This is a genomic window from Orbaceae bacterium lpD01, from assembly GCA_036251705.1.
Lineage (GTDB): Bacteria > Pseudomonadota > Gammaproteobacteria > Enterobacterales > Orbaceae > Utexia > Utexia brackfieldae.
Genome location: CP133959.1, coordinates 2354069 through 2377593 on the forward strand (window position 1 = coordinate 2354069; position 23525 = coordinate 2377593).

The 23525-nt window shown below is 43.4% G+C and carries 21 protein-coding genes; 14 read left to right on the top strand and 7 right to left on the bottom strand.

All coding sequences use genetic code 11. The annotated features are described in order from the left end of the window. The first annotated feature begins 206 nt into the window (after positions 1-206). Together codB and RHO15_10685 are read left to right on the top strand one after the other, a co-directional pair. A complete protein-coding gene (gene codB / locus RHO15_10680; GenBank protein WVD63911.1) occupies positions 207-1451 on the top strand; it encodes a cytosine permease in 1245 nt (414 codons plus the stop codon). Then, entirely contained in the window at positions 1448-2713 is a 1266-nt protein-coding gene (locus RHO15_10685; GenBank protein ID WVD63912.1) for a cytosine deaminase, read from the top strand. The genes codB and RHO15_10685 overlap by 4 nt, the downstream gene beginning before the upstream one ends. Before the next feature lie 54 nt (positions 2714-2767). Here the strand turns inward: RHO15_10685 and RHO15_10690 are convergent, their stop codons facing one another. The 3 genes from RHO15_10690 to RHO15_10700 all read right to left on the bottom strand — a co-directional run bounded on the left by RHO15_10690 (position 2768) and on the right by RHO15_10700 (position 5673). Next, entirely contained in the window at positions 2768-3799 is a 1032-nt protein-coding gene (locus RHO15_10690) for an AI-2E family transporter (GenBank protein WVD63913.1), read from the bottom strand. Between the two features lie 87 nt (positions 3800-3886). Next, complete coding sequence (locus RHO15_10695; GenBank protein WVD63914.1) at positions 3887-4846, bottom strand: sugar kinase; 960 nt, start codon at positions 4844-4846, stop codon at positions 3887-3889. A gap of 11 nt (positions 4847-4857) precedes the next feature. Beyond that, positions 4858-5673, bottom strand: a complete 816-nt coding sequence (locus RHO15_10700) for a DeoR/GlpR family DNA-binding transcription regulator (protein WVD63915.1) — start codon at positions 5671-5673, stop codon at positions 4858-4860. Positions 5674-6190: 517 nt separating this feature from the next. On the opposite strand from RHO15_10700, the gene RHO15_10705 reads away from it, so the two are divergent. The 4 genes from RHO15_10705 (at position 6191) to RHO15_10720 (ending at position 10275) form a co-directional block, all read left to right on the top strand. Further along, complete coding sequence (locus RHO15_10705; protein ID WVD63916.1) at positions 6191-7045, top strand: tagatose bisphosphate family class II aldolase; 855 nt, start codon at positions 6191-6193, stop codon at positions 7043-7045. Positions 7046-7056: 11 nt separating this feature from the next. Continuing rightward, positions 7057-7974 (top strand): 1-phosphofructokinase, encoded by a 918-nt coding sequence (gene pfkB / locus RHO15_10710; protein WVD63917.1) that lies wholly within the window; start codon positions 7057-7059, stop codon positions 7972-7974. Positions 7975-7985: 11 nt separating this feature from the next. Further along, on the top strand, positions 7986-9422 hold the full coding sequence (locus RHO15_10715; GenBank protein WVD63918.1) for a PTS fructose transporter subunit IIBC: 1437 nt from the start codon (positions 7986-7988) through the stop codon (positions 9420-9422). Positions 9423-9498: 76 nt separating this feature from the next. Further along, complete coding sequence (locus RHO15_10720) at positions 9499-10275, top strand: HPr family phosphocarrier protein (GenBank protein ID WVD65000.1); 777 nt, start codon at positions 9499-9501, stop codon at positions 10273-10275. Between the two features lie 102 nt (positions 10276-10377). On the opposite strand, the gene RHO15_10725 is transcribed toward RHO15_10720, so the two are convergent. Next, complete coding sequence (locus RHO15_10725) at positions 10378-11562, bottom strand: MFS transporter (protein ID WVD63919.1); 1185 nt, start codon at positions 11560-11562, stop codon at positions 10378-10380. Between the two features lie 355 nt (positions 11563-11917). Between RHO15_10725 and mog the strand changes: the two genes are divergently transcribed. Both mog and RHO15_10735 read left to right on the top strand, forming a co-directional pair. Then, positions 11918-12499 (top strand): molybdopterin adenylyltransferase, encoded by a 582-nt coding sequence (gene mog, locus RHO15_10730; protein ID WVD63920.1) that lies wholly within the window; start codon positions 11918-11920, stop codon positions 12497-12499. Between the two features lie 167 nt (positions 12500-12666). Further along, complete coding sequence (locus tag RHO15_10735) at positions 12667-13983, top strand: MFS transporter (GenBank protein ID WVD63921.1); 1317 nt, start codon at positions 12667-12669, stop codon at positions 13981-13983. Between the two features lie 134 nt (positions 13984-14117). Here RHO15_10735 and RHO15_10740 read toward each other — a convergent pair whose 3' ends face one another. Together RHO15_10740 and RHO15_10745 are read right to left on the bottom strand one after the other, a co-directional pair. Next, on the bottom strand, positions 14118-16073 hold the full coding sequence (locus tag RHO15_10740) for a MacB family efflux pump subunit (GenBank protein ID WVD63922.1): 1956 nt from the start codon (positions 16071-16073) through the stop codon (positions 14118-14120). Between the two features lie 2 nt (positions 16074-16075). After that, positions 16076-17269 carry an efflux RND transporter periplasmic adaptor subunit gene (locus tag RHO15_10745; GenBank protein WVD63923.1) on the bottom strand — a complete coding sequence of 398 codons (1194 nt, stop codon included), beginning with the start codon at positions 17267-17269 and terminating at the stop codon, positions 16076-16078. A gap of 257 nt (positions 17270-17526) precedes the next feature. On the opposite strand from RHO15_10745, the gene yccX reads away from it, so the two are divergent. The 6 genes from yccX (at position 17527) to rapZ (ending at position 22051) form a co-directional block, all read left to right on the top strand. Continuing rightward, positions 17527-17808: an acylphosphatase gene (gene yccX / locus RHO15_10750; protein ID WVD63924.1), complete on the top strand. Its 282-nt coding sequence runs from the start codon at positions 17527-17529 to the stop codon at positions 17806-17808. A gap of 73 nt (positions 17809-17881) precedes the next feature. Further along, the gene (gene lptC / locus RHO15_10755; protein WVD63925.1) at positions 17882-18436 is read left to right on the top strand and encodes an LPS export ABC transporter periplasmic protein LptC; all 555 of its coding nucleotides are present in this window, start codon (positions 17882-17884) and stop codon (positions 18434-18436) included. A gap of 27 nt (positions 18437-18463) precedes the next feature. Beyond that, the gene (lptA, locus tag RHO15_10760; protein ID WVD63926.1) at positions 18464-18982 is read left to right on the top strand and encodes a lipopolysaccharide transport periplasmic protein LptA; all 519 of its coding nucleotides are present in this window, start codon (positions 18464-18466) and stop codon (positions 18980-18982) included. Positions 18983-18987: 5 nt separating this feature from the next. Next, the gene (gene lptB, locus RHO15_10765) at positions 18988-19713 is read left to right on the top strand and encodes an LPS export ABC transporter ATP-binding protein (GenBank protein ID WVD63927.1); all 726 of its coding nucleotides are present in this window, start codon (positions 18988-18990) and stop codon (positions 19711-19713) included. A 15-nt stretch (positions 19714-19728) separates the two neighbouring features. Next, the gene (locus RHO15_10770) at positions 19729-21159 is read left to right on the top strand and encodes an RNA polymerase factor sigma-54 (protein WVD63928.1); all 1431 of its coding nucleotides are present in this window, start codon (positions 19729-19731) and stop codon (positions 21157-21159) included. 25 nt (positions 21160-21184) lie between these two features. Further along, positions 21185-22051, top strand: coding sequence for an RNase adapter RapZ (gene rapZ, locus RHO15_10775; GenBank protein WVD63929.1), 867 nt, complete (start codon positions 21185-21187; stop codon positions 22049-22051). Positions 22052-22112: 61 nt separating this feature from the next. Here rapZ and RHO15_10780 read toward each other — a convergent pair whose 3' ends face one another. Next, positions 22113-23516, bottom strand: a complete 1404-nt coding sequence (locus RHO15_10780) for an FAD-dependent oxidoreductase (GenBank protein WVD63930.1) — start codon at positions 23514-23516, stop codon at positions 22113-22115. Positions 23517-23525 lie beyond the last annotated feature (9 nt).

Genomic DNA, 23525 nt, shown 5'->3' on the forward strand with positions numbered 1-23525 from the left:
TGGTCGTCAATATTGATTAAAAATGTATCCCCAATAGCCTGAATTCAGGCTGAAATCGTCAGTCTCAAAAATAATACTATTTATTTTTCAAGTAATTAAATTATAAAGGATTTTTTTTGATAGCAGGAAATTTTAAAATCACTATAATGTCCGCCGATTTGTTCACTCCTGAATAATATAATCGTTTTTGCGTAAGGGTTTTTGGTATGTCAAAAAAAGATGATAATTATAGTCATGAAGCAGTTCCTCACTCAGAGAAAAAAGGTATCCTCTCTCTTTCAATTATTATGTTAAGCCTCACGTTCTTCTCTGCCAGTATGTGGGCCGGTGGTACACTCGGTACCGGACTCAGTTTTAATCACTTCTTTTTAGCCCTGCTTATCGGTAATCTGTTATTGGGTCTTTACAGTGCCAGTTTAGGCTATATCGGCGCTAAAACCGGTTTTACAACCCATCTGTTAGCACGCTTCTCTTTTGGTTTAAAGGGCTCATGGATCCCCTCCTTCCTGCTCAGCATCACACAAATTGGCTGGTTCGGCGTTGGACTAGCGATGTTTGCCTTTCCCGTCAGTAAAGCCACCGGTCTTAATGTCTATCTGCTGATTGCGCTGTTTGGTGGCGCGATGACATTGACTGTCGCCTTTGAGGGGATTAAAGCGCTACTTTATCTTTCTATCATTGCCGTGCCCGCTATCGCCATTTTAGGGTGTTATTCGGTCTGGATTGCCGTCAATAGCATCGGTGGGTTATCGTCACTGATGGCGATTACGCCAAAAGAACCTATCGATTTTACTACGGCGCTCACCATTGTCATCGGCTCATTTATCAGTGCCGGTACATTAACCGCTGACTTTGTCAGATTTGGCAAGAGAGCCATGAGCGTGTTTATCATCACCATGGTCGCCTTTTTGATTGGTAACTCCTTAATGTTTATCTTTGGTGCTGCTGGCGCCGCCTCGGTAGGCCAGTCCGATATTTCGGATATCATGATAGCGCAAGGTCTGCTGATTCCGGCTATTTTGGTACTAGGCTTAAATATCTGGACAACCAATGATAATGCCCTGTATGCCTCAGGGCTGGGGATGGCGAATATTACCGGTTTATCCAGTAAAACGATGTCTATTCTCAATGGACTACTCGGTACCCTTTGTGCCATCTGGTTATACAATAACTTTGTAGGTTGGTTAACCTTCTTGTCTACCGCCATCCCGCCAATTGGCGGCGTCATTATTGCCGATTACTTATTCAATAGGCAAGCCTATAAAAATTTAGCCAACGGTAGTAAACAGCAAATCAATATCCATGCGATTATCGCGATTATTGTCGGTATATTAGCCGCGCAGTTTTTACCAGGTATCGTGCCGATAAATTCGGTACTGGGCAGCGCATTCTGTTATATTGTGCTCACACAATTATCAAAACAATATAGTTCTTCTCGAGGTAAAAAATGACCCTTATCAACACGATCAATAATGTCAAACTGGCTAATCAACCAGACCTTTATCAAATCAAGATTGCTCAGGACAAATTGAGTTCGATTAGTAAGCAAATTACGCCCGATCCGATGGGACTCGATGCACAAGGCGGACTGGCGATAGCCCCTTTTATTGAGCCACATATCCACCTTGATACCACCCAAACTGCTGGGCAGCCTGCCTGGAATCAGTCAGGGACACTATTTGAAGGCATAGAGCGGTGGGCGGAACGTAAAGCAACCCTTACCCATGATGATGTGAAAGCGCGCGCGTTGAAAACCTTAAAATGGCAAATTGCCAATGGGATTCAATTTGTCCGCACGCACGTTGACGTCTCCGATCCGTCGTTAACCGCGTTAAAAGCCATGCTGGAAGTCAAGCAAGAGATCGCTCCTTGGGTTGATTTGCAAATCGTCGCTTTTCCCCAAGAAGGGATTCTCTCTTATCCAAACGGAGAAAAACTACTTGAGCAAGCGGTCGAGATGGGCGCCGATGTGATTGGAGCCATTCCCCATTTTGAATTTACCCGTGAATATGGGGTTGAATCACTGCATACCATCTTTAAACTGGCCAAAAAATATCAACGTTTAATTGATGTACATTGTGATGAAATTGATGATGAACAATCCCGCTTTGTCGAGACCGTTGCCGCACTGGCTTATAAAGAAGAGATAGGAGAACAGGTGACCGCCAGTCATACAACAGCGATGCACTCATATAATGGCGCTTATACCTCAAGACTGTTTCGACTGCTCAAACTCTCCGGGATTAATTTTGTTGCCAATCCGCTGGTCAATATCCATTTACAAGGTCGTTTCGATAGCTATCCAAAGCGACGCGGTATTACGCGCGTAAAAGAGTTACAAGAGGCGGGGATTAACGTCTGCTTCGGTCATGATGATGTGTTCGATCCTTGGTATCCACTTGGCACAGCCAATATGCTACAAGTATTACATATGGGACTACATGTTTGCCAAATGATGGGTTATGAACAAATTAATCAAGGACTGGATCTAATTACCCATAATAGCGCCAGAACGCTTCATCTCAAAGATTATGGTCTTAAAGCAGGCAACAGCGCTAATTTGCTAATACTACCGGCAGAAAATGGCTTTGATGCGGTACGTCGTCAAGTGCCAGTGCGCTACTCTATTCGCCAAGGCAGGGTGATTGCAGAGACTAAGCCGGCACAAACGCAAATACATTTAGCGCAAACTGAATCGGTAAAATATCAGTAATCCATCCATTCAAACCACGCTATATTGATGATTAGCGTGGTTTGAATAAAATAGTTAAATGAGCTTTAACTGTTTGAGTGAGAGTTTAATAAACGCATAGAAGATAGGCGCAAAAATCAGTCCTATCATACCAAACAGCGTTTCTAAAAAAAGCATAGCAATCAGCAACTCACAAATGCCCGCTTGTACTTTCGTCCCAACAATCTTAGCGTTGAGCACATACTCTGCTTTATGGATGATAATCAGATAAACAATCACCACAATCGCGACCCCAAAAGAGACGGTAAAAGCCACTAAGAACATTAGCACATTGACAATTAAATTACCGATGATCGGAATCAGACCGAACACAAAAGTGGCCAATACTAAGCTTTTACTAAAGGGTAAATGGACATCAAAGATCGGCAAAATAATGAATAAAAAGATAGCCGTCATCAGCGTATTAAATAACGAAATCACGACCTGTGAAATCGCGACATATTGAAACACCAATACCAACCGACGCATACTATCACTAAACGCCGCCATTAAGCGAGTCTGTTGCTGATTTTTCTCTTCAATATTACGCTTATTCTCCTGAAAACCTAAAATCAAACCAATAATCATACCGACAATGACAATCAGTAAGATATGAAATACATTTTTCACAATCGACTGCAGATAGAGTAGATGCTCTTTAAAATAACTCGTCAGATTTTTTAGAATCTCATCCATATCTTCCGGCAAATAGTCACGCAGATTTTGTGGTAAGGTATTGGAGACGTTATCAATAATCATTTTGGCATTATCCATCGTCTCGGTGGGATTTTTGGCCATATGCAAAAACTTAGTGAAAATATACCAAGCACCGCCCATAAAGATAGCCATAATCAAGATGGACAGTATCAGGACAGAGATCAGTTTTGACTTATTACTCAGCTTAACCGATGTCTTAGAGAGTAATGCATCGAGTTTCAGCGTCAAGGTGTAAGTCAGCAGCCCCGCCAAGACGCCACCCATCAGATGGACATTCATCAAAATAATAAAAAAAACCGAGAACAACGCTACACAAAACAGGCCTAATTTTTGATCGCTACTGAGTAACATAGACGACTTTTCCTTATAATATCATGCTGATTAGCTATCACTGTACTTGCGCCTTACGCAAGCGTTATCCTACTTAAAACGCGATGATTACGACGGATTCACTAATCGTTCTAATTCAGCCAGCGTCGATGTACCCTCCATTGGGCCGAGTTTTGCCACCGCCAAAGCGCCGCTGGCATTGGCATAACGCAATGCTTTTTCAACTGGATAACCGGCCAATAATAAACTGACAAAGGTTGCCCCGAAGCAATCGCCGGCGCCAGTAGGGTCGATAAGGGTCGATGGATAGCTGTCGACATGCAAGGTGACCATTTGACCTTGTGCATCTCGCCCATAATAATTCGCCCCCTGCTGACCACATTTGACCGCAATATGTTTAATACCTTTATCTAGTAGTTGCTGAGCAGTTTCAGCCTGCGATGCCTGAGGCTGCCGGGCAAAATAGCTGACTTCGCTTTCACTGGGTAAAAAGATATCGGTGAACTCCATAATATATTCGAACGATTGCACCATCTCCGGAATATTGAGCATCTCTTTGCGTAAATTTGGGTCAAAAGAGATTGTCCCACCATTACCTTTAATGATATCAATCGCTTTGCGCATCGCATCAATAACTCTAAATGAGTAAAGCGACGATCCCATGACATGCAAATGCGAACACCCTTCCAAGAGCTTTTCATCAACATGGTCAAATGAGAGTAATCCACACGCGCTATTGGGAATATTAAAAATAAAATCACGATCGTGTTGTCCACGATAAGAGACAAAAGCACTACCGGTATTGGCTTTGCTATGTGAAGCAATTCCCTGTGTAATCACGCCATCTTGCTTTAAGCGTGCCACACACATCTTACCAAAGGCGTCTCGGCCCACGCAGCTAAAAAAGACCACCGAAAAACCCAGTTTAGCAACTTGATCAGCAAAGATAGCCGGTGCCCCACTCGGGTAAGGACCCACAAATTCACCGGTTTCATCAAAACGTTGGTTGGCTTTTTTAGCCAAAAATTCAACCAGTAACTCACCAATCGTACATATCTTTATTGCCATGATATCTATCTCTAAGTTCTTTGATAAATAATACTTTTCTTATGTGCCGCCCACTGTATAAACTGATTATCTAAAAATTGTTGATGATATTCAGTCATCGCCGAGCGGGATAAAATTGCTAAATTAACATCCTGTAACAACCCAACAGCACTGTTTTCATCTTGTACCATCCGCTGCGGTAGCATCACCAGATTACGAGACGAACGCATAAACAGATCCTGATAGAACTTGCCTAAGTGATGTTCACTGATCATCAGCTGGTTATCCGAACTGATAAAACTGATTTCGACAATCGATAAGTTGACCGGATAACGCTTGAGTAAGTAGCCCAGACAGGCTGGATCATTGGCTACACCTATCTCATCAACGCTGCCGCCCAATACGATCACATCACTTTGTGGTAAGAAGGTTTTGATGAGCGATACATGATTTAAATCATTGACTAACAGGGTTAAATTTTTAAACGTGAACAGATAAGGGATCAATTTTCGGATCAGTGAGCCATGACCTAAAAACAGACAATCACCATCCTGAATAAAGCTGAGCGTTTGTTGAACCAGTTCAATATCGCTATTTTCCTGATTGAATAATTGGCTATTATCCGAACTCTTAGTACTAGTCGCACTTTCGGGTGATAAATAGATAGCACCACCAAATGAGCGTTTCAGATAACCTTGCTCTTCCAGATAGTTCAAATCCTGCCGAATCGTCACGCCGGAGACACTGAGCAATTCACAAAGCTCATCGACTTTGACCTCTCTCTTTTTGCGCACAATCTCAGCAATATCAAGCCGGCGTTTTAATAATGAAGCAGACGCTTTAGCCAATTTACTTTCCTTTTGCTTATTTTAATGTCTTTTTTAACCACAACGAAGTTAGGTGCTGTTTAATTTCATCCCGATGATAACTTATCATTATTATACGCAAAGCGCGTCGGCTTACCAGCATTAAGATGAAAGCGACATGGGATAATCAGGCTTTCAAATCCACCCGCTCGTACCGTAACATCGAAAACTATCGTTACCCTTATCCATCGTGACTCAATATTTGCAAATGTCGATAAATAAACAGCTTACCATTTCGATTGGCGCTTATCGATCCATCCTACCTTGCCAAGTATTACACTTGATGACTGTACGATTTTCACTCTTTAAACTTCAAATTTTAAACAAAAAACCACATTTAACTTTCATTTTTAAAGTTAAAGGGCATTTTTGCGATCTTAATCACAGCTTTATTTGATACTAACCTATATTTTATAAGCGAAATTACAGCTAATAACTTTCAAAATTAAAGTTATAAAAGAAAAATCATCTATTGAGTCAACTATCTGAGGAGAGATCGATGTCTATTATTTCCAGCCACAATATGTTAAAAAAAGCCCAGGCAGAACAGTATGCGGTGCCCGCCTTTAATATTCATAATTTGGAAACCATGCAAGTTGTCATCGAGACGGTTGCCGAACTACAATCACCGGTGATTCTGGCCGGAACGCCGGGCACCTACAGTTATGCCGGTACTGAAAACATTATCGCCATAGCCCAAGCGCTGGCCAAAAAACATCGCATTCCTTTCGCTGTCCATCTTGATCATCATGAGGATTATGCTGATATCGTCAATAAAATCCATCAAGGCGTCAGATCAGTGATGATCGATGGCTCTCACCACAGTTTTGAAGAGAATATTGCCATCGTAAAACGGGTTGTTGACTATGCGCATCGTTATGACGTGAGTGTTGAAGCTGAACTGGGTCGCCTTGGCGGTGTGGAAGATGATTTAGTGGTAGATGCTAAAGATGCCCTCTATACCTCACCAACTCAGGCGGCTGAATTTATTGAACGAACCGGTATCGACTCGTTAGCCGTCGCGATTGGAACCGCCCATGGTCTCTATAAATCGGAGCCTAAGCTAGATTTTGACCGCTTAGCTGAAATTCGTAAAACCGTTGCGATTCCACTTGTACTACATGGCGCATCGGGATTATCACAACAAGATGTACAAACTTGTATCGCCCGTGGTATCTGTAAAGTCAACGTCGCCACAGAACTTAAAATCGCTTTTTCTGATGCCTTAAAAGACTATATGAATCAGCATCCTGATGCTAACGATCCACGACATTATATGCAACCAGCAAAGCAAGCCATGAAAGAGATTGTTACTAAGATCATCCATACCTGCGGCTGTGCTGGCAAACTATAATTGAGGTCATCATGATCCATACTTTAACACTCAATACGGCTATCGATATGAATATTCATAGCCAAGGATTGTTACCGAATGTTGTTAATCGAACTACCCACACCGAGTACAGTCCTAATGGTAAGGCCGTTAATGTCACGCTAGTGCTGAAAAAATTTGCGATTGAATCGGTGGCTATCGGCTTTTTCGGTGGTTTTTCTGGCCAGTATATTTATGACGCGCTGGTCGAACGCCAGATTAAGACGATACCTTGCTGGATAGATGATATGACGCGGATTAACGTCTTTATCAATGATGGTGAGCAAGAGTATAAGCTGGTCGGTAAAGGCCCTTATGTCACAGTATCACAACAAGCAGAAATGCTCGCGATAATTGAAGCACTGACGGACTGTAGCCATCTGGTGATTAGTGGTAGCTTACCGAATAATATCGACGCTGACTATTACGACCGTATTCTATCGCTTTGCCAGCAAAAGCAGATTCAAGTGATATTAGATATCAGTCATCCCAAACTACAAGCCTTACTGCCGTATCAACCCTTACTGATCAAACCCAATAATGAGGAAGTCAAAGCGATCTTTGGTTTATCCACCGAGACACCCGCAGAGATTATGGCTGCGATGACTGAGCTTCATCAACTTGGCGCACAAAATATTCTCCTCACCATGGGAGAACAAGGGATGTACTTCTCTAATGGTCAACATCTTTGGTTTTGCGATGCCATTAGCATCAATTTAGTCAGTTCAGCTTGCGCGGGTGACGCGGCCTTAGCGGCATTTTTAAGTGAATGGTTGATCCATCAAGATGTCGAAGCAGCACTCAAAAAAGCCTCGGCAACCGGCGCCAATGTGGCCGAATCAGATGGTCTTGGTTTACTAGATAAAGTCGATGAATATCTACTTCAGCTGACGGTCACCCAAATTATATAAAAAGGACTCACATGAAAAAGATTTTAGCTGTTACCGGATGCCCAACCGGTATCGCTCACACTTATATGGCCGAAGAGGCGCTAAAAGCCGCCGCACAAAAATTAGGCGTCGATATTAAAGTTGAAACCAACGGTGCAAGTGGTATTGATAATCAGATTAGTGCAGATGAAATAGCCCAAGCGGACGGGATTATCATTGCCGCGGATAAAGATGTGAATATAGACCGTTTTAATGGTAAACCGGTCATTGAAGTGCCAGTAAAAGAGGGCATTCATAAAGCGACTGCTTTAATTGAACAGATCTTAGCGGGTAATGTTCCGATTCGTCAGGGAGCGCGCACGTCTCAGTCGCAGCCGCAAACAACCGCAAACAGTACTAGCATCCACCCCCCCTCATTCGGTCGGCAAGTTTACAAACATCTAATGAATGGCGTATCAAATATGTTGCCATTTGTGGTCGCCGGTGGCGTATTGATTGCGTTGTCTTTCCTTTGGGGCATCTATTCCGCTAATCCGCAGAGTGAGCAATACAACGCTTTCGCCGCGCTGTTAATGAATATCGGTGGACAAGCCTTTGGCATTATGGTGCCGGTATTTACGGCATTTATTGCTGCATCGATTGCCGGTCGGCCGGGTATGGTGGCAGGTTTTGTCGGTGGACTGATTGCTAATGTCACTGGCGCCGGATTTTTAGGCGGGATTATCGCCGGCTTTGCGGCGGGTTATTTGATGCTGTATCTAAAAAAATGGCTGGATCATCTGCCTCGTCAATTCGAAGGCCTAAAATCGATCTTTATCTTGCCACTGATTGGCGTATTTGTTATCGGTGCCGGCATATTTTTACTCGGTGAACCGATTGCGACCATTAACACCGGTATGCAAAGCTGGTTAAGTTCACTGCAGAGTGCTAACCCTATCCTGTTAGGGATTGTGATTGGTGCCATGTGTTCATTTGACTTTGGCGGTCCGGTTAATAAAGCCGCTTACGTGACTGGTACGGTGCTGTTAGCCTCGGGGAATTTTTACTTTATGGCGGGTGTCTCAGCAGCGTGTATCGTCCCACCTTTTGTGATTGCTTTTTCAACCACTATCTTTAGGAAAAAAGCCTTTACTGAGGATGAACGAGCGGCGGGACTGGTCAACTATATCCTCGGCGCAACCCATATTACCGAAGGCGCCATTCCTTTTGCCGCGAAAGATCCATTACGCGTTATTCCGATCATGATGATTGCTTCTTCAATTGCTGCGGTACTGACTTTTTTATCAGGCATTGAAGTACCGGCACCTCATGGCGGTTTTTTAGTGCTGCCATTAGTCAATAAACCGTTAACCTGGGTGATGTGTATCTTTGCTGGTGCGTTAGTTGGTGCCCTATTATTGGGCTTCTCCCGTATGGCCGAGATACGTAAACATACCGGACCTTTAGCTGATACATCAGCTTTAGATTAAGTTATATCACTTGTTTAGCTCAACATCACCGCGTCAAGGTGATGTTGATTGACCTTTAGAAGGAACCCTTATGAGTATGTCACTAACCCTAAATGATATTACCCTGTTAGAAAGCATGTTAACTAAATCACAAGCGATACAGCGCGTCGCTGATAACATGATCGCGGCCGGTTTGGTTAAAGCCGATTATGCTACAGCGATGTTTGATCGTGAAACACAAATCTCGACCTTTTTAGGTAACGGTATTGCGATTCCCCATGGCACAACCGAAAAACGGGATAGCGTGCTGAGCACGGGATTAAAAATATTATACAGTCCACAAGGTATCCGCTGGGATGATGACAATATCGCTCATGTCGTTATCGGTATTGCAGCCAAATCGAATGAACATTTGGCCATACTTCGTCAATTAACTCGGGTTATCATTGATGAATCGGCACTCGATCGCATCAAAGCGGTCAAATCGGCTGAAGATCTGCTGGCAATTTTAACTGGTCAGCCCGTCGTCTCAGAAGAAACAACGACCGTGAGTGTGGATCGTGAATTTACCGTCAGCATAGATAATCCACATGGTTTACATACTCGTCCGGCCTCCATGCTGGCTAAAGTGATCAAACCGTTTGTCAGTGATATTCAGGTCACTAATCTGGATGGCTCAAATCATATTGTTAATGCCAAAAGTTTGATGAAACTCGTCAGTCTAGGGGTAAAATCGACACATCGTCTTAAATTTATGATTAGCGGTGCCGATGCAGCAGAAGCGGAGCAACAAATTAAACAAGCGATTGCGCAAGGACTGGGAGAAGATATTCGCCAATTCAAACACTCAACGTTTATAGCAGAAAATCAGTAAAACAGGGATATACTCAACGCGCATCATCGTGTTGATTCAATGAGCGCGCTGACTAATCAGTCACAGAATCGGCCGGTGGATACCACCGGCCTGATTGATCCATCAAGCAATCTTGTGGGTTTTAGCGCCTTGCCACTCTTGATATACGGCGATGATTGCGGTCAGTACCATAAAGAGTGCCGCACTCAAGAAGATACCACGGGCGTGACCGCCTTCAATAATCCAGGCAAAGAGTAACGGCCCAATAATACCGCCAAGATTAAAACCGGTTGAAACAATACCAAATACCCGTCCCTCGGCGCCCTTTGGCGAAGCGGCTCGCACCAGCATATCCCGCGAAGGCATGATCATACCAGATAAAAAACCCATAATAGCCAAAATAAAAATCAGTGATAGGGCACAAAAACTTGAGGTCGCCACACTAGCGGCTAATATCGCAGTGACAATCAGCGCGATGGCGGCAATCAGGCCATGTCGCTGGGTTTTATCGGCTAAATGCCCACCAAATAAAACGCCTACCGCACAAGCGATTAAAAATGCCGTCAAAGCAGTATTGGCTTGATTAAGGACAATGCCATACCCGGTCACCAGTGCCGATACCGAGAAGTACTGGATTGAGGTCATACTTAAGCTTAGCAGTAAAAATAGCACCACCAGCAGAAAAATCGTGGGTGACAATAGCGCTTTTTTACGTTCAACCACTGGCCGGACTGATACAGCAGCCGGTAAAGCCGGTTTCAAGGCGGTTGGCAGTATCACGATTGCCGCAATCAGACCAATCAGACCCGCGACAAAATAGGCGGTTTCAATATTGATCGATTTGGCTAAAAAGAGTACTAAAAATGGCGTAATTGCGGTACCCACAAAACCACTAAAGGTATGTACAGAAAAAGCACGGCCCATTTTTTTATCGGTAATACTGCGCGATAAGATGGCATAATCTGCCGGATGGTAAACGGCATTCGCCAGTCCTGCCATCGCCATGGCCACCACTAACCAATAGTAGTGAGAGAAGAAGAAAAGCGAGATAAAGCTCACGCTGCCAAGCAGAAGCCCGGCCAATAATACTTTGGCAGGACCAAATTTATCGACCATAAAACCAACTGGTAACTGCACCAGTGCCGAAACCACATTAAAAACCGCAATGGCAAAGCCCACGTCCACAAAACTCAGATCTGTGGTAGTTGAAATTAACGGCATTAATGCAGGTAAGACCATCATATGGATATGGCTGACCAGATGGACAATAGAGATTTGACTCAAGATAGAAATTTTTATTTTTTTCATTATGGTTCACTAATAGGGTTCATTATAAAAATTAATCGCGATAAAAATGATGCCTCAAGAGGATGAATACGCTATTTTAAGCCTCGGCCGCAGATTATCATTTTACTGATTATCTGGTGATATGCCATAATCACCATTCACTCATCAACACTGCAGTGATGCTACGGCGTTGTTAGCGATATAGAATCATTGAATGGAAAAGACAACGCCGAGGTGACCGCGTTATTTCGGCTGATTAAGCATCAGATAACACAATCAGGCTAAGCAAGATACACACGCCATCTCACCGATGATTGGGTGTATATATTAGAGATTGTTAGGTTAAATCGCAATCACATAAAAGAGAAAAAGACTTATGACAACAGACACAATCAAAATCGGCCTGGTCTCTATTTCAGATCGAGCCAGTGCCGGTATTTACAAAGATAAAGGCTTACCTGAACTCGAAAACTGGTTAAGTCAAACGATCCTCAATCCCTGTGAATTTAGCAAATATTTGATTGCCGATGAACAGCCACAAATAGAACAAGTACTCATCGATTTAGTGGATAATCAGCAGTGTAATCTCATCTTAACGACTGGCGGCACTGGACCGGCCCTGCGTGATGTCACGCCGGATGCGACCTTAGCGATTGCCGATCGTATTATGCCCGGTTTTGGTGAACAGATGCGTCAAATTAGTCTGGCATTTGTGCCTACCGCCATTCTCTCTCGTCAGGTTGGCGTTATTCGTAAAAAGACCTTAATTCTGAATTTACCAGGACAACCTAAAGCGATTAAAGAGACCTTAGCCGGCATTAAAAATGACCTTGGTGAAGTGGTGGTCAATGGTATTTTTGCCAGTATACCTTACTGCATCGATCTGCTCGGAGGGCCTTATCTGGAAACCGATGAAAACATCATCCAGGCCTTCCGACCGAAAAGCGCTATACGTTAACCTTACTGCTCACCGATATAGTAATACGATAAGTCGCTTTGCGATAACCATAGTGCATTGATATTGCCGCTGGTTATCGCCAGTCTGATATTGAGTTTCGTTATTGAACGGGTATAATCATTTACAGATTATTCTAATAACGTAAAATTAAATTTACAGGCTTAACTATGTCCACTCCGATAACAATAACATCTAAACCAACATTAACGTTACAAGATTATAAAACCCTCTCATTAGCCGCTTTAGGCGGTGCATTAGAATTTTATGATTTTATCATTTTTATGTTCTTATCGATTTTCATAGGTCACCTCTTTTTCCCCAGTGATATGCCAGTGTGGCTTTCACAAGTACAGACTTATGGTATATTTGCTGCCGGTTATTTAATTCGCCCTTTTGGCGGTATTGTGATGGCACACTTTGGTGACAAATTTGGCCGAAAAAAGATGTTCACACTCAGCCTGCTATTGATGGCCTTGCCTACGTTGCTAATAGGTTGCCTACCAACCTATCAATCGGCGGGCATTATTGCGCCATTACTGCTGCTACTGATGCGATTGTGCCAAGGATTAGCCGTGGGCGGAGAAGTCCCAGGTGCCTGGACCTTTGTGGCCGAACATGTTCCCCATCACCGCGTCGGCATTGCCTGTGGCATTTTAACCGCCGGACTCAGTTTAGGTATATTATTGGGATCATTAGTCTCAGTGATGGTGACCCGCTATTTTTCGGCGGAAAGTATGTTGACCATCGGCTGGCGCTTACCTTTTATACTCGGCGGTATTTTCGGATTCATTGCGATGTTTCTAAGACGCTGGTTAAAAGAGACGCCGGTATTCCTTGAGATGCAAAAACAGCGTCAACATGAAAAAGACCGAGCGATTCCCGTGATGGTGGTGATCGCCAAATACTTACCACAGACCATTATTTCGATGCTGCTCACCTGGGTGCTCTCGGCTGGTATTATGGTGGTCATCTTAATGACCCCGAACTATTTACAAACCCAGTTTAATATCTCATCGCAAGTGGCATTAGAGGCTAATGCGCTGGCGATTATCGGTTTAATTGTCGGATGTATCGTTTATGGTGGTTTAGCAGATAAAATCAGTATTGGTAAAATTATCAGCTGGGGCTGTGCATTAGCGGTATTGGCTATTGCTGCATTTTATACCAGTTTACAGTATCGACCAGAGTTACTCTGGGTGACCTATATCTTGGCTGGTTTTACTGTGGGTGTGGTAGGATCTTTTGCCTACTTTATGGTGCGATGCTACCCGGCCTCGGTACGCTATAGCGGGGTGTCATTTTCATTTAATGTCGCTTATGCGATCGCCGGTGGCTTAACCCCACTCTTGATTGCCTTGCTGACTCATTTTGCGACTGGTTTTGCCGCTGCATATTATGTTGTGGCACTCTTTGGGATAGGTATTTTACTGGGCATACTGCTCATTTATAAAGCAAAAAAGCTTACTGCAACAGAGATGCAGTAAGCCCTTCACTCATTACGATCAGGCAGCGCGTTTTACCGCGCTGCAAACCACTAAAACGCCTTATACCTTGGTCATTTGCTGACTATGACTTGCCAGATTAACGCAAAACTGACTCAATTAATCAACAATCCCCCTTATTCTCGTTCTAAGGCATGAATCGGATCCAGACCTGCTGCGCGTCTTGCTGGGAAATAGCCAAAAATAATCCCGATCAAACTTGAACAGGTAAAGGCAGCTATGATCGAAAAAATCGAAAATTGCATGGCAAAACTGGAGACAAAATAGGAGAAGACAAGACCAATCGACAAGGATAATAAAATCCCTAACGTACCGCCGATTAAGCAGACCAATACCGCTTCAATTAAAAACTGCTGTAAGATATCGCTTGAGCGCGCACCTACCGCCATCCGCACACCAATCTCTTTGGTTCTTTCAGTGACCGAAACCAACATAATATTCATCACACCAATCCCGCCAACAATCAGTGATATTAAGGCGATTAATGATACTAGCAACGTCATCGTTGCGGTAGTTGACTCAATCATCTGACGCACACTATCAGTATTAAACACAAAGAAGTCTTTGGCGCCATGGCGCTGGGTCAATAATTTAGTGACCGCCTGCTCAGCATTCTCCATATCAACATTATCTTTTACCCTAACAGTAATACTACGCAGGCTTGATTGGCCTGTCATTCGATTCATCACCGTCGTATAAGGTAACCAAACATTCAGATTTTCATTGCTGCCAAACCCTTGTTGCTCACGCTCAGCCACCCCAATAATTTTCACTGGCAAACGACCAACATGGATGATCTGGCCAATCGGGTTTTGATTAGGAAACAGCTGTTTAACGGTATTTTGGTCAATCACAGCATCTTGTGCTGATTCGAGCATCTCTTTATCATCAAAACCGTGTCCCTGAGTAATGGTGTAGCCACGTACCGCAAAAAACTGCTGACCCACACCATTGACCGTACCAACAACCGCCTGATTACCAACCCGAAAATTAACACTAGTCTGAATATTGGGCGTCGCACTATGAATATAGTTTTGCTGAGCCAAAACTTCGGCATCACTTGCCCGCATGGTGGTTATTCGCCCCGCATTTCTATCACCAAAGCCGCTGCCCGGGAAGATTTCCAGCGTACTGGTCCCCATGCTGCTGATATCCTGTAGGATTTTTTGTCTCGAGCCTTCGCCCAAAGCCACCACACAGACCACCGAGGCGATACCAATAATAATGCCTAACATGGTTAAAAAGGTTCTTAATCGATTGGAAGCCATCGATAATAGCGCCATTTTAAAAGCATCAAAAAAGCGATCTCGTTTAGAGGCAAAATTATCATTGGTCTTAGTGATATGAATCTCTTGTACCTGACGATCGGCAGGTAGGACAAAGTCTGGATTAACCGTATCAGCAATAATATGCCCATCACTAATTTCGATAATGCGCTGCGCATTTTGCGCAATTTGTGGATCATGGGTAACAATGATGATCGTGTGACCCTGTTTATGCAGATCTTGTAGTATCTGCATCACCTCTTTACCACTTTGTCTATCCAGCGCCCCCGTCGGTTCATCGGCTAAAATGATCTGTCCACCATTCATCAGGGCTCGACAGATACTGACACGCTGTTGCTGTCCGCCCGATAATTGAGTCGGTTTATTATGAATTTTCTCGGCAAGACCAAGACGCGTGAGTAACGCTTCACTACGTTCTTTGCGTTTTTCGCGGGCCGTACCGGCATAAATTGCAGGTACTTCAACATTGCCTTCGGCTGTCAGCGCATTAAGCAAATGATAACGCTGAAAAATAAAGCCAAAATGTTCACGACGCAGCTCAGCCAGCTCATCGGCCGATAACTGCCCGGTGACGCGCTCACCGATGGTATATTGACCATAACTCGGTTTATCTAAACAACCCAGAATATTCATCAAGGTTGATTTACCTGAGCCTGATGCACCAACAATCGCCACCATTTCGCCGGCATTTATCGTCAAATTAATCCCTTTGAGGACCTGAATAACGCCATCGCCGGCCGGAAACTCACGGGTAATATTATCTAACTGAATTAAAGGGGTACTCATGATTACATTCTCATTCGAAGTCGTGGCATACCATTACTACCCACCCCAGGCATAAGACCACTCACAACAATCTCTTCACCCTCTTGCAAACCCGACAGCACTTCAGTTTGAATATTATTATTGATACCTAATGTCACCTGACGCTGACTAATGCTGCCACTGGCATCAATCACATTGACGGTTCCTTTGCTATCATCACTAGGGTCGGTGTCTATCGCCGTTGAGGGGACCAGTAACGCATCTTTAGCCGAAGCTAAAACAATATAGACTTGCGCAGTCATAGAGATACGTAATACGCCATCAGGATTATCCACATCAAACAAGCCATTGTAATAGATCGCCGTTGAAGTAGATGAACTGCTGGTGGTTGCTTCACTGTTAATTGAATCTGGTGCTGGCTCAACATCACGTAAGGTTAAACCGCGATAAAAGTGGTTAGGACGACCTAAAATACTAAAATAGACTGGCATGCCTTTTTTAACTTTAATCACATCCGCTTCAGAAATTTGTGCTTCTACGGTCATTTTATTTAACTGCGCGACTTTCACTATCGTCGGCGCACTTTGTACTGAGTTAACCGTTTGTCCCTCTTCGACAGGAATCGCAACAATCACCCCATCCATCGGTGCATTAATTTTGGTATAACTTAAATCCAGTTTTGCGGTATCAACCGCAATTTGCGCTCGGACAATATCGGCATCGAGCGATTTTATATCCGCCTTGGTCGAGTCAAGATTGGTCTTAGCCTGATCTAAATCTGCTTGAACACCCACTTTATCCTGCATCAATTTATATTGGCGGTTGTAGGTCAGCTGATTATTGTTTAATTGTGCTTCTTTAGACATACGCTGCGCAAGCAGACTATCTAACGAGGCTTCGCTCTGTTTTAAATTATTTTGCTGTGATAGGTCATCAATCTCCGCGATGGGATCGCCCTCTTTTACCGTCTGGCCTAACTCAACATAGAGCTTCTTGATTTGGCCAGACACCTGCGCACCCACACTCACCTGTTTAAAAGCGCTGATGGTACCATCAGCAAGCACGACCTGTTCAATATCGCCACGTGATACCGGCGCGGTGATATAATTCGGTTTTTCTTGCGTGGGGAAAAAGATTGATTTGAGAATAATCACCGCGACAATCAGGGCAATCAAAATCACAAAATATTTAATTTTCAGAAACTTTGTAATAACCATTTGATCCTCAGGTATTTGATAAGAAATACATTCAATAATGAAAAATAATTGATAACATCATTTTCCAAATTTATACGATTAATGCCAGCTATTCTGACAAATTTTTTGTTATGCTGAAATAAAAAGTTAGGCTAATTGAGCCTGATAACTTTGAATTTAGCTTGTTTTTAAAGGATTTATTCTTAATGCATTATATCGTTCAAGGTTATATTAAGCGACAATTATTAAGTTAAAATTAATTTTTTAGTGAGAAACGCATGACACACAATTACATTATGATTGAAGTCAAAGGGTTAGTACAAGGTGTAGGATTTCGTTACACCGCTTATCATCAAGCCCGAAATCTTGGTTTAACCGGTTATGTCCGTAACCGACCAAATGGTGAAGTTGAAATTCTGGTTGGCGGTGATAAAACAAAGCAACAAGCGCTGATTAGCTGGATAAGGCAAGGAGGTCCTCGTGCAGCACATATTGATGATTTCACGGTACAACCGTTTATGCTAGCTGAAAAAATGGACTCATTTGATATTCGCTATTAAAAGTCTGTTAAATTTTAATAAAAATTAGCGTAGAATAAGCCGATTATAGACAGAACAGGTCACTCATTTATACATGTCAAAGCGTAATATCATTTATGGTTTATTAATTATACTGGCTGTGTGCGTGTATTACTATTTTTCACCGACACAGACTCAGCAGATGCCATCGACTTTAGATATCTCACAATCGCCCACTTATCAAAGCCAGGCTATGGTGACAACTATCTACGATCCTGCCGGTGAAGTGATTTACAAAATAACCGCTCAGCAAGTGTCGCACTTTGCCGATAATGGTGATACCTATTTTGTTCAACCCGATTTAACGCTCTACAACCAAAACAAAACATTATCCTGGAATATTCAAGCCAAAGAGGCGCGTCTGAGCAAAGCGCGCGTGCTCTATTTAAACGGTGAGGTCAAGTTAATTAATCTTGTGCCTAATGATCAGCTTGAACGCATTACCACTGAGAGTGCGGAAGTCAATTTAATTACACAGACGGTCAAATCTGACGATCAAGTCACGATTGATGGAGTCGGTTTTTACTCTACGGGTCAAAAATTAACCGGTAATTTGAAAACCAAAACCGCCAAATTATTAGAAAATGTGAAAACGTTCTACAACAATTGATGCTCATTGAAAGGCCGATAAATACTTATGAAACCAATATATCCGATCAGCTTATGTTTTGCCTTAGCTTTGTCATTTTCCACTATCGTCAATGCAGAGCAAAAAACAGCTACAGTAGTGAATAATCAACCGATTAGTATTGATGCAGATAATCAAGAAATTGATATTCAAAACAATACCATCACCTTTACCGGTAATGTCATGGTTGAACAAGGCACCTTAAAAGTGAATGCGAATCGGATGACGATCAATAATGTGCAGAATAAAGCTGAACAGCGTATTACCGCTTATGGTACGCCGGTTAAATTTCATCAGGTACTGGCCAATAATAAACTAGTCGATGGTCAGGCGGAGACATTAACTTATGATGTCAAAAACGGCATCATTACCCTGCAAGGAGATGCCAAGTTAACTCAACAAGATAATACTATCGTTAGTCAGATAATCACCTATAATATCGCTAAGCAACAAATTATGGCCAAAGGCAATGAGAAAAGTCGGGTGAAAACCATTATTGTCCCAAATCAAGTTACTGAGATAAAATAATCATTATGGCAACATTAAAAGCGCTAAATTTAGCAAAAGTCTATAAACATCGTCGGGTCGTTGAGAATGTGAGCTTGAGTGTAGATTCAGGTGAGATTGTCGGTCTGTTAGGTCCCAACGGCGCAGGTAAAACCACCACCTTCTATATGGTCGTCGGTATCGTGCCATTGGATGCGGGTCGCATCTGTATTGACGAGCAAGATATTAGCCTGTTGCCATTGCATGAACGCGCCAGAATGGGCATCGGTTATCTCCCTCAAGAAGCGTCCATTTTTCGGCGATTAACGGTATATGACAATTTAATGGCGATTTTGCAGATTCGCAAAGATATCAGTGATGAAGAGAAACATGAGCGCGTTGAAGAGCTATTAGAAGAGTTTCATATTACCCATATTAAAAACAGCTTAGGTCAGGCCTTATCAGGCGGTGAAAGACGTCGCGTTGAGATTGCCCGAGCGCTGGCGGCCAATCCCAAATTTATTTTGTTAGATGAACCGTTTGCTGGTGTTGACCCGATCTCGGTCATCGATATTAAAAATATCATCAAACATTTACGTGATCGCGGATTAGGGGTGTTAATTACTGACCATAATGTCCGTGAGACATTAGATGTGTGTGAACGTGCTTATATTGTGAGTAAAGGCCATCTGATCGCCGAGGGCTCACCAACCAGTATTCTGAATGATGATCATGTCAAGCGCGTCTATCTTGGTGATGAGTTTAGATTATAACAAAGTTGCCAACTTATGGAATATAGCCTCCAGTTAAAGCTTTCTCAACAACTCTCAATGACACCACAATTGCAGCAGGCGATACGCTTGTTGCAACTATCCAGCATTGAATTGCGTCAGGAAATTCAGCAAGCCTTAGAGAATAATCCTTTACTGGAAATTACCGATAACTTTACTGAAATTGAATTTAATGATGTACCGCCGGATGAGCATCTTGATACCAGTCAATTAATGCAGCAAAATGAGATTCCGGAATATACGCCGCTTGATGTCACACTGGAAGATATTTATACCGCGGGAACCCCATCAGGGACCCATTCAGATTATCGCAGCGATGAACTCCCGATTTATCAAGGAGAGACTCATCAAACCTTACAAGATTATCTGACCTGGCAACTCGAATTAACCCCATTTAGTGAACAAGATCGCACTATCGGTGCAACCATTATCGAAGCCATTAATGAGCAAGGCTACTTAACCGTATCACTAGAAGAGATCCAGGAAGCGCAGGGTAATGTCGACATAGAGCTGGCTGAAATAGAAACGGTACTCAAACGTATTCAGCAATTTGATCCGATTGCGGTCGGCGCACGCGACTTACCGGAGTGTTTGCAGCTTCAGTTAAATCAACTACCATCAGATACCCCCTATTTACAAGAAAGTCAGCGTATTGTTAGCCAACATCTGTCACTGCTTGCGCTACGTGATTTTCGGACGATAAAGAAAATCTTGAACATTAAAGAAGAGGAGCTAAAAGGGGCCATGACGTTAATTCAACAGTTACACCCTTATCCCGGTGAGCAGATTAATACGAAACCCCCTGAATATATAATACCCGATGTACTAGTCAATAAGCAGACCTCTCAGTGGCAAGTCAGATTAAATAACGAAAACATACCGCAACTGAAGATTAATCAGCAGTACGCGGCCTTAGAAAAAAATGTCAACGACAGTGATAGTCAATATATTCGTCGTCATTTACAAGAAGCAAATTGGTTAATCAAAAGTATCGAAAATCGTCACGATACGCTGCAAAAAGTGAGTCATTTTATTGTGACCCACCAGCAGGCTTTTTTCGAATATGGTGAAGAGTCGATGAAACCGATGGTTCTCTCTGATGTGGCACAAGCCATAGAGATGCATGAGTCGACCATCTCACGAATCACCACACAAAAATATTTACAGTGCCCACGTGGTATTTTTGAATTGAAATACTTCTTTTCCAGCCACGTGAATACCGATAGTGGTGGTGAGGCCTCCTCTACCGCGATTCGCGCTTTAATCAAGAAAATGATCGCAGTCGAAGATAGCCGTAGACCACTCAGTGATAATAAACTCACTCAATTGCTTGAAAAACAAGGTATGATTGTCGCCAGAAGAACCGTGGCAAAATATCGCGAATCTTTAGCGATTCCGCCCTCTCATCAGCGAAAAATATTAGATTAATTAGATATGACTCACGGAGATAACCATGTTGCTCGTCATCGTTAGTGGTAGTAGTGGTTCGGGAAAATCAATTGCATTAAGATCGTTAGAAGATATGGGTTTTTACTGTGTCGATAATCTGCCGATCATCTTGTTGCCAAAGCTGGCTAAAACACTCAGTGATAATAATACACCGGTTGCGATTAGTTTAGATATTCGTAATCTGCCGGCCAGTACAGAGCAGCTTGATGAGATACTCGCACAGCTGCCCGCATCCATTACACCTCAGCTGATTTTTCTTGATTCCGATCGTAACACGCTCATTCGTCGTTATAGTGAAACCCGACGAGAGCACCCATTAAGTAGTCATAACCACTCGCTTGAAGACGCTATCGATCTGGAATACCAATATCTTGAACCTTTGCGCGTAAGTGCCGATTTAGTGATCAATACAACGCAGTTATCCGTGCATGAACTGGCGAATATTTTGCGTGAACGATTAACCGGTAAAAAAGATCGCGAACTGACGATTGTGTTTGAGTCATTTGGCTTTAAATACGGTATTCCAACGGAATCGGATTTTGTCTTTGATGTGCGCTTTTTACCTAATCCACACTGGGATCCGCAGCTCAGGCCGTTAACTGGGTTAGATCAGCCGGTGGCCAATTTTCTAGGCCACCAATCCGATGTGAATAATTTTATCTATCAAACGAATAACTATCTACAGCAGTGGATGCCGATGCTGGAACGAAATAATCGTAGCTACTTAACGATTGCGATTGGCTGTACTGGTGGACAACATCGTTCGGTCTATATTGTTGAACAACTCGCTGAGCTGTTCCGTAGTAAGGGGCGTCAAGTCCAAACACGTCACCGCAGTCTGGAAAAAAACTTGCATCAGCAAGCAATTTAACCCATTTAATCAACCCCAAGCCGATAAGACGCTGTGGCGACCTAAGCCGCCACAGCTCAGATTAGATATCTAACCAGGTAATAATGCCCGTAGCGGCTTTGCGACCTTCCGCGATAGCGGTCACCACCAAGTCAGAGCCTCTGACCATATCACCACCAGCAAAAATTTGTGGATTTGAGGTCTGAAATGCTTGTTGCTCAGGCGCAATCACTCGGCCTTGTGCATCGAGCTCAACATTAAACGGTGCTAACCAATCCATCTGATGAGGTTTAAAACCAAAGGCCATAATCACCGCATCGGCCGGCAGCAGATATTCCGAATTTTCAACAATGACTGGACGACGGCGACCCTGCATATCCGGTTCCGCTAACACGGTTTTTACCATTCTAATACCACAAATATGCCCCTGCTGATCGAGTTCCAGACTCACGGGCTGAACATTAAACAGGAAGTTGACGCCCTCTTCAAGCGCATTTTTCACCTCGCGTTTGGAACCCGGCATATTCTCTTCATCACGACGATAAGCACAGGTGACGTTGGCGGCGCCCTGCCGAACTGCAGTTCTGACGCAGTCCATCGCAGTATCCCCGCCCCCTAATACCACCACTTTTTTATCTTGCATCGAGATATAATCGGGCGTCGAGACGCCCATGATATGTTGCGTATTGGCAATTAGATAAGGCAGAGCTGAATAAACACCCGGTGCATCTTCATGCTCCAAACCACCCCGCATCGCTTGATAAGTGCCTACCGCTAAGAAAACGGCATCAAACTCATCGAGCAGCGCCTGCAAAGCAATATCTTTTCCCACTTCGGTATTTAATCGAAACTCAATTCCCATTTCAGTAAAGATATGACGGCGATGGGTCATAATCTCTTTATCCAGCTTGAAAGCGGGAATGCCAAATGTCAGCAGACCACCAATCTCACTATGACGATCAAAGATGACCGGTGTGACGCCATGGCGAATCAGTACATCTGCACACGCTAAACCCGCTGGACCAGCCCCGACAATCGCCACCCGCTTGCCGGTTGACTCAATCCCGTGCAGATTCGGTTTCCAGCCTAATTTAAATGCCTCATCAGTAATATAACGTTCGATATTACCAATGGTCACCGCCCCAAACTCCTGATTCAGGGTACAAGCGCCTTCACATAATCGATCTTGTGGACAGACACGACCACACACCTCAGGTAAGCTATTGGTCTGATGGCAGAGATCGGCAGCGGCTAAAATTGCTCCTTCGTTGACCAGTTTTAGCCAGTTTGGAATATAGTTATGTACTGGACATTTCCATTCACAATAAGGATTACCACAAGCAAGGCAGCGATCTGATTGTGCTTGCGCCTGCGACGGTGAAAATCCCTCATAGATTTCAATAAACTCAACCTGACGAATCTTCAGCGCTTTCTTCGGCGGATCAACACGTTGTAGGTCGATAAATTGATAAACATTCTGGCTCATTTTTATCTC